Raw genomic sequence first — 13,608 nt, 5'->3', positions numbered from 1 at the left:
CTCTCAGCCCAACGCCGCCCGGACCGCCGCCGCCACCTCACCGGCCCGCTCGGCGGTGAGCGGACGGCCCTCCGCGTCGGTCAGGTAGAACGAGTCCACGGCCTCCGCGCCCAACGTGGAGACGTGCGCGGTGCGCACCCGCACCCCCGCCCCGTCCAGCGCCCGGCCGATCCGGTGCAGCAGCCCGGGGGCGTCGTGCGCGCGGACCTCCAGCACGGTCGCGGTCGCCGAGGCCACCGCGGGGGCCACCGCGACCACCGGCGGCGGGGTGGGAATGCCCTTGCGGCGCGGGGCGGCGGCGTCCCGCTCGGCGAGGCGGCGGGAGACGTCCAGCGAGCCGTCCAGGGCCCGGCGCAGATCGGCGCGCAGCCGGGCGGCCTCCGGCAGCTCGCCGAACTCGGCGGCCACCCGCCAGGACAGCAGCAGCACCGGGCCCGCGCCGATCGGGTCCAGCTCGCGCAGCCCCGCCGAGCGGACGGTCAGCCGGTGCAGCGCCAGCACCCCGGCGACCGTGCCGAGCAGGCCGGGCCGGTCCGGGACGGCCAGGGTCAGCTCGACGCCCATCGGCTCGGTGCCCGGGTCCGACCCCAAGGCCTGGGCCAGCAGCGACAGCGCGGGAGCGTCGGTGCGGGCGGCCTCGACCGCGAGCCGCTCCTGCTCGGCGGAGGGCGCCCCCTCCACGGGTGTCCCGCCGGCCCCGGCGAGCTGGGCGGCGGCCCGGGCCACCAGGCCGTCCACCAGCGAGGCCCGCCAGCTGCTCCACGCGGCCGGGCCGGTGGCCAGCGCGTCCGCCTCGGTGAGCGCGTGCAGCAGCTCCAGCTCCACCGGGGTGCCGACGACCTTGGTGATCGCCTCCACGGTGGCCGGGTCGTCCGGGTCGCGCCGGGTCGCGGTGTCGACCAGGGTCAGGTGGTGGCGGACCAGCACCGCCAGGGTCTCGGTGTCCTCGGCGCCGAAGCCCATCCGGACGGCCAGGTCGCGGACGATCACCTCGCCGGCCTCGCTGTGGTCGCCGGGCCAGCCCTTGCCGATGTCGTGCAGCAGCGCGGCGACCAGCAGCAGGTCCGGCCGGGCCACCCGGCGGGTCATCGCGGCGGCCCGCACGGCCGTCTCGACCAGGTGCCGGTCCACCGTCCAGCGGTGCACCGCGTTGCGCTGCGGACGGCAGCGCACCCGCTCCCAGTCCGGCAGCAGCCGGGTGACCAGCCCCTCCGCCTCCAGCGCCTCCCACACCGGGACGGCCGCCTCCCCCGCGCCGAGCAGGGTGACCAGCTGCTCGCGCGCCTCGTCCGGCCAGGGCACCGGCAGCGGTCGGCACTCGGTGGCCAGCCTGCGCACCGTCGCGTACGAGACGGTCAGCCCGTTCTGCGCGGCGGCAGCCGCGGCGCGCAGCGGCAGCACCGGGTCGGCGGCCGGGCGGGCGGCCTGGGCGAGCACCGCCTCGCCGTCCTGCTCGACCACGCCCTCGGCGAGCGGGCGGCGCTCGACCGCGCCCCGGGCCACCGCGCCGGTGCCCCGGCCGGTGCCGGTGAACGGGATGGCCAGCCGACCCACCCGGCGGCCCCGGCCGGACCGGGCGGCCAGTATCCGCTCCACCGCCCGCCAGGTGACGTCGCTCGCGTAGGCGATGGTCCGGGCGGCCTCGTAGACCTGGCGCAGCAGGGTGTCCGCGTCCAGCACGCCGAGCCGCTCGGCGACCTGGTCCTGGTCCTGGAGGCTGAGCCGCTCGGTGGACCGGCCGGTGGCCAGGTGCAGCGCGTCGCGGACGTCGGCCAGCCGCAGCGCGGCCGCGTCCAGGCCGTCGCGGGGCGCGTCGGCGAGCCAGGTGGCGGCGATCGCGTCCAGCGCGACGAGGTCGCGCAGCCCGCCGCGGGCCTCCTTGAGGTCGGGCTCCAGCAGGAAGGACAGCTCGCCGTGCCGCTCGGCCCGCTCCCGGCCCAGCTCGCGCAGCGCGGGCAGGCGCGCGGGGGCGCCGGCGCGCCAGTCGGTGAGCACCGCGGAGCGCAGCGCGGCGGTGAGCGCCGCGTCCCCGGCGAGGTGGCGGGCGTCCAGCAGACCGAGCTGGGCCTTGAGGTCGGCGGCGGCGACGGAGCGGGCCTCGGCGACGGTGCGCACCGAGTGGTCGAGCTTGGCGCCCGCGTCCCAGACCGGGTACCAGATCCGTTCGGGCAGCTCACGGGCGATCGGGCCGTCGTGCAGCAGCAACACGTCCAGGTCGCTCCGCGGGGACAGTTCGCCGCGCCCGTAGCCGCCGACGGCGACCAGCGCGACACCGGAGGCGGGGGCGCCGGCGGCGGTGAGCAGCCCGGCCAGCCAGTCGTCCGTGAGCCGGGCGAGCGCGGCGCGGCGGGGGCGGCCGGTCAGACCGGGCCGGTCGAGCAGCTCGGCCCGGGCGGCGGCGTGGTCGGAGGGGTCGGAGGGGCTGGTCTCGGTGGTCATGCGCGTGGGTCCCGTCCGTCAGGTGGGCCGCCGAGCGGCCGATCGGGGGCGCCGTACGGCCTGCGACCCGGCCGGGCGCCGATACGCCGTCGGCGGGCCCGCGCCCCCCGTGGGGAGGGGGCGCGGGCCCGCCGATCGGTCAGGGCCTCACAGGGCGTCCGGCCCGCGTTCGCCGGTGCGGACCCGGACGGCGGTGTCGACCGGGACGCTCCACACCTTGCCGTCGCCGATCTTCCCGGTCCGGGCGGCCTTCACCAGGACGTCGATCAGGTCGTCGGCGTCATCGTCCTCGACCAGGACCTCGATCCGGATCTTCGGCACCAGGTCCACGGTGTACTCGGCGCCCCGGTAGACCTCGGTGTGGCCGCGCTGGCGGCCGTAGCCGCTGGCCTCGGTGACGGTCAGGCCGTGGACCCCGAAGGCCTGCAGGGCGGCCTTCACCTCGTCCAGGCGGTACGGCTTGATCACGGCGGTGATGAGCTTCATCGGGCGTCGACCTCGGTCTTCTCGGCGGGCTTCTCGGCGGGCTTCTCGGCGGACACGGCGACCGGCGCGGAGGCCACGCCGCCCAGGCCCGGCAGGGCTCGGGCCAGGCCCGCGCCCACGGCGCTGAAATCGTAGGCGGACTCGGCGTGTTCGGCCTGGTCGATGCCGGCCACCTCGACCTCCTCGGCGACCCGGAAGCCGACCAGCTTGTCGACCGCCTTCGCCAGCAGCCAGGACAGCACGAACGAGTACGCCGCGACCACCGCCACGCCCATCGCCTGCTTGCCGAGCTGGCCCAGCCCGCCGCCGTAGAACAGGCCCTTGGCGGTCTGGCCGACCCCGCCGGTGGCGAACAGGCCGATCAGCAGCGAGCCGATCGCCCCGCCCACCGCGTGCACGCCCACCACGTCGAGCGAGTCGTCGAAGCCCCAGCGGTACTTCAGCGAGACGGCGGCGGCGCAGACCGCGCCCGCGATCAGGCCGATCGCCACCGCCCCGAGCGGGCTGACCGAGCCGCAGGCCGGGGTGATCGCCACCAGACCGGCCACCGCGCCGGAGGCGGCACCCAGCGTGGTGAACGCGCCGTGCTTGAGCTTCTCGTAGATCAGCCAGCCGACCAGCGCCGCGCCGGTGGCGACCTGGGTGTTGACCATCGCCATCGCGGCGACGCCGTTGGCGGCCAGCGCCGAGCCCGCGTTGAAGCCGAACCAGCCGAACCACAGCAGCCCGGAGCCGAGCATCACCAGCGGCAGGCTGTGCGGGCGCATCGGGTCCTTCTTGAAGCCGACCCGCTTGCCCAGCACCAGGCAGAGCGCGAGGCCCGCGACACCGGCGTTGATGTGCACGGCCGTCCCGCCGGCGAAGTCGATCACGCCGTTTCTGTCGCCGAGCCAGCCGCCGTTGCCGTTGTCGAAGAAGAACACCCAGTGCGCGACCGGGAAGTAGACGACCGTCACCCAGAGGGCGATGAACAGGCCCCAGGCGGAGAACTTGGCCCGGTCCGCGATGGCACCGCTGATCAGCGCCGGGGTGATGATCGCGAACATCAGCTGGAAGACCGCGAACGCGGTCACCGGGATGGAGCCGGTCAGCTCGTTCAGCCCGATGCCGCGCATCCCGAGGAAGTCCAGGTTGCCGATGAGTCCGGCGAAGGAGTCGGGCCCGAAGCTGAGCGAGTACCCGTAGAGGACCCAGAGCACGCTGACGATGCCGAGCGAGAGAAAGCTCATCGCCAGCATGTTCAGTGTGCTCTTGGCCCTGACCATGCCCCCGTAGAAGAAGGCCAGGCCCGGGGTCATCACCATGACCAGGGCCGCACTGATGAGCACGAAGGCGGTGTCGCCCGCGCTGAAGCCGTCCGGCATCGGCGTCTCCTCTGCGTGAAAGCCGCTCCACCCCCGGGTACCTGTCCCGTGCCACCCGGGGTGGCGGCGATGAAGAGGAGAGTGCCGAAGGCTGGTTTCGGCCAGTGCGGTCCGTTGTTTCGCGGCCGTGACGCGTGCGACGCGCGGGTTACGGGCACGTGAACCGCGGCCCTGCCGCAGGGCCGGATGGCGTACCGTGCCGCCGCACACCGGCACCGGCGCCGGCAGCGCTCTTCGGGGAGGAAATGCCGCCGACCGTGGCGGCGGCGGCCGTCACGGTCGGTGGAGTCCTCTGTGCGGGGGCCGTTCAGACCACCGAGACGTACTCCGGGATGTCCTGGACCACCCGCTCCTTGAGCCGGCTCACCGCGTCCACGCCCTTGAACCGGGCGGCCGCGGCCTCCGTGGTCTTGCGCACCCGGGAGTTCAGCCGCTCCGAGCGCACCTTGGTGGCGATGTCCACCGCCCGCTCGGCGTACACCACCGCCTCCTCGGCCTCCCTCTGCAGCAGGTGCACGCTGGCCATGCCGACCAGGTTGAAGGCGTACGAGCGCACGTGGTCCTCGTCCTGGCGGAACAGGTCGACGGCGCGCTCCATCACCGGCGCCGACAGCGAGGCGTACAGCTGGGCGTTGTCCGAGTGGTACGCGAGGTCGCGGTAGGAGTGCGCGTTCTCGGCGTTCAGCTCGGCCGGCGAGAAGAACTTCAGCCAGTCCGGCTCCCCGTCCCCCTCGCGGATGTCGGTGAAGGTGTCCTCGGCCAGCCGGATCGCCCGGGCGCAGCGGTTCACCTCGCCGATGGTGGCGTAGGCGCGCGCCTCCATCGCGTACAGCAGGGACTGCTGGCGCGGGGTGGCGGCGTCCCGGCTGCCGTACTGCGCCAGGTGGATCAGCTCCAGGGCGTCCTCGCCCCGGTTGAGGTGGATCATCTGGCGGCTCATGTCGGTGAGGATCAGCGCGCCGAACGGGCGGTCACCGGCCTCCTTGGCCGCGTGCAGGGCCAGCACGTAGTACTTCTGCGCGCTCGGGTGCATCCCGACGTCGTAGGACATCCAGCCGGCCAAGTGGGCGAGCTCGGCGGTGAGCCGGAACAGCCGCTTGGTGGTGTCCTCGGTGTACGTCTCCTGGAGCAGGTCGGTGACCTCGTGGAGTTGGCCGACCACGGCCTTGCGGCGCAGCCCGCCGCCGTTCTGGGCGTCCCACTGGCGGAACATGACCGTGGTCTGCTCCAACAGTTCCAGCTCGGGCTCGGAGAGCCGGCCGGTGAACGCCTCGCCGCCGTTGGCCGCGGTCAGGATCGGGGTGGGCATGCCGCCCGGGCCGGGGGCGAGCCAGCGCTGCATCGGCTCGATCAGCGCGGCGCCGGCGGTCAGCGCGAGCGAGGTGCCGAGGAAGCCCCGGCGGTTGAGCATCAGGTCGCTGCGGGAGTACTCGCTGATCAGCTGGACGGTCTGCGGGGCGCTCCACGGCAGGTCCACGCCGCCACCCACGGTGGAGACCGGGATCGCGGCGCGCAGGCCGAGGTCCTCGATCGAGACCACCGAGCCGAAGCGCTCCGAGAACAGCTCCGACATGATCTTCGGGATCGGCTCGCGCGGCTGCTCGCCGTCGAGCCAACGGCGCACCCGGGAGGTGTCGGTGGACACGTGGTGGGCGCCGATCTGCCGGGCCCGGCGGTTGACCTGGCGGGCCAACTCCCCCTTGGACCAGCCGCTGCGGGCGAACCACGTGGTCAGCTTCTCATTGGGTTGCTTCTCTGCCATGGGTAACGTCCCCATCCCGCCCGGCCCCTGAGGGGCCCCGATCGTGACCGCCCGACGGTTGCGGGCTCTTGCCAGACGTGCCGTGCCTGAGGTGTTGCGGTACCGCCTCGTCGTACTGGTGTGCCATCGTTCCGGGCGGTGCGTCAGATCCCCAACTCCCGTTCTCCGGCGGCCCGGAGCAGGCTCCTCGACGACGTCCGTGTGCCGAACGTAGTGCCCCGCGAGGTACCCGTGGGAGCGGCTCTGGCGAAACGCCACCTTTCGCCACCCCCAGGAGTGAACCGAAGTCAAGGGGCACACGCTTCACTGGATAGTCCCGACGGTCCGGCATATGCGAGCCGCCAAGTCCCCCGGCCAACCCCGGAAGGCCCGGCAGACCCCGCAGTCCACCGCAGTCACAGGCGAGCTCGCCGCCCACTCGGGACAGCAGCAGCCTCGCGCACACGACGATCCGGCATCGACGCCGCCCCCACAAGGCGGCGCCCGAGGCGCACCACTGCAACAGGCGCGCGCCAAGCGCCGCGCGCCGCCACCGCACAACGCACCACGCAACGGACAATCAACACACAGTCACCATCCCGTAACCATCGGCAACGAGAACCTGTTGGGGGAGGCATGGACAACCTGTTCGGCGAACTTCGACTGGGGCACCTGCGGCTGGCACCGCTGGGCGCGCGCCGCCGCACCAAGGTCACCGCGTCCCAGGCCGCCGCGGAGTACACCGGCCGCTGGGGCTGGACGGTCGCCACCGGCGACCCGGCCGGCTCCGCCACCGCCCCGACCCGCTGTCCCTGCGGGACCCCCCGCTGCGCCGCACCCGGCCTGCACCCCGTGCCGGGCGCCGAGCGGCGGGCCCGCTCCGCCGGCGCCGAGGACTCCGTACTGTTCCCCACCGGCCGCGCCTTCGACGTCCTGGACGTCCCCGAGCAGGCCGGCCTGCAGGCGCTGGTCCGGCTGGAGCGGATGGGCACCCAGGTCGGCCCGGTGCTCGCCCCGCCCACCGGCCGGCTGCAGTTCCTGGTCGCCGCCGGCACCGCCCGCCGACTGCCCGACCTGCTGTACCGGATGGGCTGGGACGACGCCGCGCTCGACCTGGCCTGCCACGGCGAGGGCGGCTACGTCGCCGCCCCGCCCACCGTCCTCGGCGGGCTCGGCCCGGTCCGCTGGCTGCGCCGCCCCACCCGCGACAACGCCGGCTGCCCGCCCGAGGCCCGGCTGCTGCTCGGCACCCTCGCCTACGCCTGCCACCGCAGCCGCGAGCGCACCGCCGAGCCCGCCTGGATCGCCTCGTAGGAGAGCGGGCACGCGAAAGGGCCCGCCCCCGGAGGAGCGGACCCTTCGTTCGACGGGGAGCCCCGGTCAGTCCCCGATCAGCGCGTCCACGAACGCACCCGGCTCGAACGGCGCCAGGTCGTCCGCGCCCTCGCCCAGACCGATCAGCTTGACCGGCACACCCAGCTCGCGCTGCACCGCGACCACGATGCCACCCTTGGCGGTGCCGTCCAGCTTGGTCAGCACGATGCCGGTGATGTCCACCACCTCGGCGAACACCCGGGCCTGGATCAGGCCGTTCTGTCCGGTGGTGGCGTCCAGCACCAGCAGCACCTCGTCCACCGGGCCGTGCTTCTCGACGACCCGCTTGACCTTGCCCAGCTCGTCCATCAGGCCGGTCTTGGTGTGCAGTCGGCCGGCGGTGTCGATCAGCACGGTGTCCACGCCCTCGGCGATGCCCTCCTTGACCGCGTCGAAGGCGATCGAGGCCGGGTCCCCGCCCTCCGGGCCGCGCACGGTGCGCGCACCGACCCGCTCGCCCCAGGTCTGCAGCTGGTCGGCGGCGGCGGCACGGAAGGTGTCGGCGGCGCCGAGCACCACCCTGCGGCCGTCGGCGACCAGGACGCGGGCCAGCTTGCCGGTGGTGGTGGTCTTGCCGACGCCGTTGACGCCGACGACCAGGACCACGGCCGGGCCCTCCTCGTGCTTGACGGAGTGGACGGTGCGGTCGGCGTCCTCGCCGATCAGCCCGACCAGCTCCTCGCGCAGCAGCGCGCGCAGTTCCTCGGGCGTCCGGGTGCCGAGCACCTTCACCCGGGTGCGCAGCCGCTCGACCAGCTCCTGGGTCGGCGCGACGCCGACGTCGGCGGTGAGCAGGGTGTCCTCGATCTCCTCCCAGGTGTCCTCGTCCAGGTGCTCGCGGGAGAGCAGCGAGAGCAGGCCCTTGCCGATCGAGTTCTGCGAGCGGGAGAGCCGGGAGCGCAGCCGGACCAGCCGGCCGGCGGTGGGCTCGGGGACCTCGACGGCGGGCACCGCCTCGGCCTCGGCGGCCTCGACCTCGACGGTCTCGGGGACCTCGGGGGCCTCGGGGGCCTCCGGGAGTTCCACCTCCTCGACGGTGCGGCGGGGCTCCTCGGTCGGCGGCGCGGCCTCCTCGCCGACCTGGGGCTCCTGCGGGGTGGTCTTCGGCGCCGTGATGACCGGCGCCTGCGACTTCGGGGGCAGCTGCTGGCGTCGTCTGCCGGAAACGACGAGGCCCGCGATCGCGCAAACGGCGATCACGGCGATGACTACGGCAAGGATCACGTATTCCACATCAGTTTCCTTCGTTTGTTCCCACGACAGAATGACCCTTCGGCTTTCGACGCACGAAGCGCTGCCGCCTCCCTTACGCTGGCCGCTGTCCCGTCCGGCACCGGTCAGGGCTTGGCCGTCACAAGGTCGTCAGACGACTGAGTGAGAAGCCCCCTCACACCTGAGGGGGAGGAATCACAACGTCCCCCAGTATCCGTGATCGGGGGTCGCGGGCGGGCATGTGCCCGACATCGGCCGGCGGGTCTCAACCCGTCGGCTCCGGGACGGCACCGCGAGGCTTCCGCTCCCGGTGCTCCTCCCGCAGCCGCTGGCTGATCACCTGGGAGATCCCGTCGCCCTTCATGGTCACGCCGTACAGGGCGTCGGCGGACTCCATGGTCAGCTTCTGGTGGGTGATCACGATCAGCTGGGAGCTCTCCCGCAGCTCCTCCATGATCCCGATCAGCCGGCGCAGGTTGGTCTCGTCCAGCGCCGCCTCCACCTCGTCCATCACGTAGAACGGGCTGGGCCGGGCCTTGAAGATCGCCACCAACAGCGCCACCGCGGTCAGCGAGCGCTCGCCGCCGGACAGCAGCGACAGCCGCTTGACCTTCTTGCCCGGCGGGCGGGCCTCCACCTCGACCCCGGTGGTGAGCATGTTGTCCGGGTCGGTCAGGACGAGCCGCCCCTCGCCGCCCGGGAAGAGCCGGGCGAAGACGCCCTCGAACTGGGCGGCGGTGTCGTGGTACGCCGAGGTGAACAGCTGCTCGACCCGCTGGTCCACGTCCCGGACGATGTCCAGCAGGTCGCGCCGGCTGCGCTTGAGGTCGTCCAGCTGCTCGCCGAGGAACTGGTGGCGCTCCTCCAGCGCGGCGAACTCCTCCAACGCCAGCGGGTTGACCTTGCCGAGCTGCTGGTAGGCCTTCTCGGCGGTCCTCAACCGCTTCTCCTGCTCGGCCCGGACGTACGGGTACGGCTCCCCCGGCTCCTTCCCCTCCTCAGCCATGACATCAGCGGCTGACGCCGCGGGCGACGGCGGGACGGGCTGGTCCGGCCCGTACGAGGCGAGCAGCTCGCCCCCGTCGATGCCGAACTCCTCCAGCGCACGGGCCTCCAGCTGCTCGATCCGCAGCCGCTTCTCGGCCCGCAGCACCTCGTCCCGGTGCCCGGCGTCGACCAGCTTGTCCAGCTCCTCCTTGAGGCCCCGGCCGTGCTCGCGGTGTTCGCGCAGTTCGTTCTCGCGCTCGGCGCGCGCCTGTTCGACCGCCGCGCGCCCGGCGTCGGCGCGGGCCAGCGACACCTCCAGGCAGGCCAGCAACTGCCGGGCGCCCGCCGCGACGGCCTTCGCCACCCCGGCGTCGTGCTCGGCGCGCCGACGGCGTTCGGCGGCCCGGGCGCGCGCCTCCCGCTCGGCGCGGGCGGCGCGGTCCAGCTGGTCGGCCCGGCCGGCCAGGGCGCGGACCCGCTCCTCGTGGGTGCGCACGGCGAGCCGGGCCTCCAGCTCGGCCTGCCGGGCGGCCGAGGTGGCCTCGGCCAACCGCTGCTGCTCGGCGGGGTCCGGCTCGTCCTCCCCCGCGTCCGCCGACTCCTCGGCCACGGCCAGTCGTTCGGCCAGTTCCTCGGCGGTGAGCAGCAGTTCGGCCAGGCCCTGTTCGGCCCGGGCGGCGGCGGCCGACAGCCGCTCGGCCTCCCCGACGGCGGCGCGGGCCTGCCCGCCGAGGCGGCCGAGCGCACCGGCCACCTGAGCCCGCTCCTTCTCCGCCTGCCGCCGCAGCTCGGCGAGTTGCTCCACCTCGGCGGCCGACTCCCGGCGCAGCTCGGCGAGTTCGGTCAGCCGCTCGGCCGACTCGGCGCAGCGCAGGGTGAGTTCCCCGATCGCCCGCCCCGCCTCGTCCACCGCCGCCTGAGTCTCCAGCAGGCTCGGCGCGCCGCCGGAGCCGCCCTGTGCGAAGCCGGCGCCCAGCCGGTCCCCGTCGGCGGTGACGGCGGTCAGCCCGGGGCGGTCGGCGACCAGTCGCAGCGCCCGGTCCAGGTCGGCGACCACCGCCACCCCGGCCAGCAGGCTCCGGACGGCGGCGAGCAACTCGGCCGGGCCGTCCACCAGTTCGGCTGCCCAGCGGGCCCCTTCCGGCAACTGCCCTTCCGGCAACTGCCCACCCGGCGAACGCCCGTCCGCATACGGAACTTCCGGAGCGCCGGCGATCAACAGCGCGGCCCGCCCGGCGTCCTGCTCGCGCAGCAGCCGCAACGCCCCGACTGCGGCGGTCGGCGAGTCCACGGCCACCGCGTCGGCCGCCGCTCCGAGCGCCGCGGCGACCGGCACCTCGTACCCGGCCTCGATCCGCAGCAGCGCGGCCGCCGGGCCGAGCAGCCCGGTCAGCCGCTCCCCCGCGTCCAGCAGCGCACCGGTGCCGTCCTTGCGGCGCAGTCCGAGTGAGAGCGCCTCGTGCCGCGCGGTGAGTGCGGCCCGTTCGCGCTCGGCGGCCCCGGCCGCCTCCCGGGCGGCGGCCAGCTCCCGTTCCACGGCGGCCAGCCGCTCCCGGGCCGCCCGGTGCCCGGCCTCGGCCTGCTCGTCGTCCCCGGTCAGACCGTCCACCTGCTGCTGGAGCTCGTCCAGTTCGCCCTGGGCGGCCTCGGCGCGCAGCAGCGCCTCGTCCCGGGCTTCGGTGAGCCGGCCGATCTCGGCCTCGGCCGAGGCCGCCTTGGAGCGGGCTGCGGCGGCCTGCCCCTGCAGTCGGGCGAGGCCTTCCCGGCGGTCCGCGATGGCCCGGGCGGCGTCCCGCAGCCGGCGCTCCTCGGCGGCCAGCCCGCGTTCCAGCCCGTCCTTGCGCTCGACCGCCTCGGCCAGCGCGTACTGGGCCTCCTCCAGCGCCTCGACGAGGGCGGCCTCCTCCTCGCGGACCCGCTCGGCCTCCCGCTCCAGTTCCTCGGGGTCGCGGCCGCGCCGCTCCTCGCTCTGTCCCCCGGCGGCGGCGTGCCGGGCCCGGGCCTCGGCCAGTCCGATCGTGCCGCGGGTGCGCTCGGCGAGCGCGGAGATCCGGTACCAGGCATGCCGGGCGGTCTCCAGGCTCGGGCCGAGCTGCTGGACCTGCGCCTCCAGGACCCGTTCGCGCTGCACCGCGCGGGCCAGCTCCTGTTCGACGGTGGTCCGGCGCAGCCGCAGCGCCAGTTCGTCGGCGACCTCGGCCTCGACGGCCCGGCGCAGGGTGAGCAGGTCGTCGGCGAGCAGCCGCAGCCGGGCGTCGCGCAGGTCGGCCTGGATGCCGGCGGCGCGGCGGGCGATCCTGGCCTGGCGGCCGAGCGGTCCGAGCTGGCGGCGCAGTTCGGCCACCAGGTCCTGGACCCGGTTGAGGTTGGCCTGCATCGCGTCCAGTTTCCGCAGCGCCTTCTCCTTGCGCTTGCGGTGCTTGAGGACGCCGGCCGCCTCCTCGATGAAGGCGCGTCGGCCCATCGGGTCCGCGTGCAGCACGGAGTCGAGCTGGCCCTGCCCGACGATGACGTGCATCTCGCGGCCGATGCCGGAGTCGGAGAGCAGCTCCTGGATGTCCAGCAGGCGGCAGGTCTCGCCGTTGAGGGCGTACTCGCTGCCGCCGTTGCGGAACATGGTCCGGGTGATCGTCACCTCGGAGTAGTCGATCGGCAGGGCGCCGTCGCCGTTGTCGATGGTGAGGCTGACCTCGGCGCGGCCGAGCGGGGCGCGCCCGCTGGTCCCGGCGAAGATGACGTCCTCCATCTTGCCGCCGCGCAGCGACTTGGCCCCCTGCTCGCCCATCACCCAGGACAGTGCGTCGACCACGTTCGACTTGCCGGAGCCGTTCGGGCCGACGACACAGGTGATGCCCGGCTCGAAGCGCAGGGTGGTGCTGGAGGCGAAGGACTTGAATCCGCGCAGCGTCAGACTCTTCAGGTGCACGCGGCCGGTCTCCTCAATCACTCACGACGGGGACCGACTGTATCCGGAGTCCGACACGACGAAGGGACGCCACATCCGGGCGTCCCTTGCAAAGCTGCGTCCCTTTCGGGGCGGCTCAGTGCACAGCGGCGTCGATCTGTGAGGACCGGGGCGGGGCTCAGGTGAGAGCCGGCTCCCGCTGGTCCAGATCAATGCTGTTGAGCAGCGAGTGCTCACTAGCGACAGCGGTGAGAGCGTCGTTCTCAGCCTGCATCCGAAGGAGCTCGGCTTCAAGGTCCTGGACGCGCTGCTGAAGCCGTCGCATCTCGGAGAGCATTCGCGGGTCGGGGCCGCCGACGTACCCGAGAAGCGCCTTTGCCATGATGAATGGTCCTCCACGCTGAGTGACCGAACCGGAACGGTACAGGTCTAGGGGGAAGGGGGACGCACGCGCGGCGCGCTCCGGAAGTGCTGGCTGGGCACTACGGCACAACCATCGTGAGCTGGGCTCACGACGGCATACGCCTGCCGGGAAACGCGATCGTGTGCGCGGGCTTCAAGCGTCTCACCAAAGACGGTACGGGTCAACACGATCACCGCACGCTACCGCGCCCCTGTCACCTGCCCGGCGGTGTCGTCACGCCTGGGGGTCTCGGGCCCGGGTCCACCACGTGCTCGTGGATCATCGTTCGATGCGGAGTCAACCACGAGTCTGCCCGAATGGCAACCGTATGACACCGGCGGTTGCCGATCATTTCCGGGACGCGACGGTGTCGGGCCGGAAAACAGCGGCTCAGCGGATCTCGAAACCGTCGTAACCTGCGCCGACGGCGGTCCAGATCTCGGTCACGCCGCTCACCGCGCCGGGCGTGTCGGGGCCGCGCAGCAGGGCCAGCAACTGCTCGCAGTCGGCGGCCAGACCCTCGGCCACCACCTGCACCCGACCGTCGCCGAGGTTGCCGGCGTAGCCGGTCAGACCGATCTCCAGCGCCCGCGCCCTGGCCCACCAGCGGAAGCCGACCTCCTGGACCTTCCCCCGGACCCAGGCGGTCACCCGAACCGGTTCATCACTGTGGGCGTCGCGACCGTGCATGCCCCCG

Annotated in this window: 9 protein-coding genes; 1 reads left to right on the top strand and 8 read right to left on the bottom strand. The window is 73.9% G+C overall.

The features are described from left to right. Nucleotides 1–3: 3 nt before the first annotated feature. From ACH4E7_RS32485 to ACH4E7_RS32470, 4 genes are all read right to left on the bottom strand, one after another. The gene (locus ACH4E7_RS32485; RefSeq protein WP_396252739.1) at nt 4–2,439 is read right to left on the bottom strand and encodes a [protein-PII] uridylyltransferase; all 2,436 of its coding nucleotides are present in this window, start codon (nt 2,437–2,439) and stop codon (nt 4–6) included. A 147-nt stretch (nt 2,440–2,586) separates the two neighbouring features. Continuing rightward, nucleotides 2,587–2,925 (bottom strand): P-II family nitrogen regulator, encoded by a 339-nt coding sequence (locus ACH4E7_RS32480; protein WP_396252738.1) that lies wholly within the window; start codon nt 2,923–2,925, stop codon nt 2,587–2,589. Further along, entirely contained in the window at nt 2,922–4,289 is a 1,368-nt protein-coding gene (locus ACH4E7_RS32475) for an ammonium transporter (protein ID WP_396252737.1), read from the bottom strand. Before ACH4E7_RS32475 ends, ACH4E7_RS32480 begins: the two co-directional genes overlap by 4 nt. A gap of 307 nt (nt 4,290–4,596) precedes the next feature. Continuing rightward, entirely contained in the window at nt 4,597–6,051 is a 1,455-nt protein-coding gene (locus ACH4E7_RS32470) for a hypothetical protein (protein WP_396252736.1), read from the bottom strand. Nucleotides 6,052–6,666: 615 nt separating this feature from the next. Here ACH4E7_RS32470 and ACH4E7_RS32465 point away from each other — a divergent pair. Then, the gene (locus ACH4E7_RS32465) at nt 6,667–7,344 is read left to right on the top strand and encodes a bifunctional DNA primase/polymerase (protein WP_396252735.1); all 678 of its coding nucleotides are present in this window, start codon (nt 6,667–6,669) and stop codon (nt 7,342–7,344) included. Between the two features lie 66 nt (nt 7,345–7,410). On the opposite strand, the gene ftsY is transcribed toward ACH4E7_RS32465, so the two are convergent. From ftsY to ACH4E7_RS32445, 4 genes are all read right to left on the bottom strand, one after another. Continuing rightward, the gene (gene ftsY, locus ACH4E7_RS32460; protein WP_396252734.1) at nt 7,411–8,637 is read right to left on the bottom strand and encodes a signal recognition particle-docking protein FtsY; all 1,227 of its coding nucleotides are present in this window, start codon (nt 8,635–8,637) and stop codon (nt 7,411–7,413) included. A gap of 244 nt (nt 8,638–8,881) precedes the next feature. Next, a complete protein-coding gene (gene smc / locus ACH4E7_RS32455; RefSeq protein ID WP_396252733.1) occupies nt 8,882–12,529 on the bottom strand; it encodes a chromosome segregation protein SMC in 3,648 nt (1,215 codons plus the stop codon). Between the two features lie 157 nt (nt 12,530–12,686). Then, nucleotides 12,687–12,890, bottom strand: a complete 204-nt coding sequence (locus ACH4E7_RS32450) for a hypothetical protein (protein WP_396252732.1) — start codon at nt 12,888–12,890, stop codon at nt 12,687–12,689. A gap of 411 nt (nt 12,891–13,301) precedes the next feature. Beyond that, a complete protein-coding gene (locus tag ACH4E7_RS32445) occupies nt 13,302–13,601 on the bottom strand; it encodes an acylphosphatase (RefSeq protein WP_396252731.1) in 300 nt (99 codons plus the stop codon). Nucleotides 13,602–13,608 lie beyond the last annotated feature (7 nt).

This window comes from Kitasatospora sp. NPDC018058, from assembly GCF_044327205.1.
Classification (GTDB): domain Bacteria; phylum Actinomycetota; class Actinomycetes; order Streptomycetales; family Streptomycetaceae; genus Kitasatospora.
The sequence above is the reverse complement of the archived record's forward strand: the minus strand, read 5'-3'. Positions and strand labels throughout refer to the sequence as shown.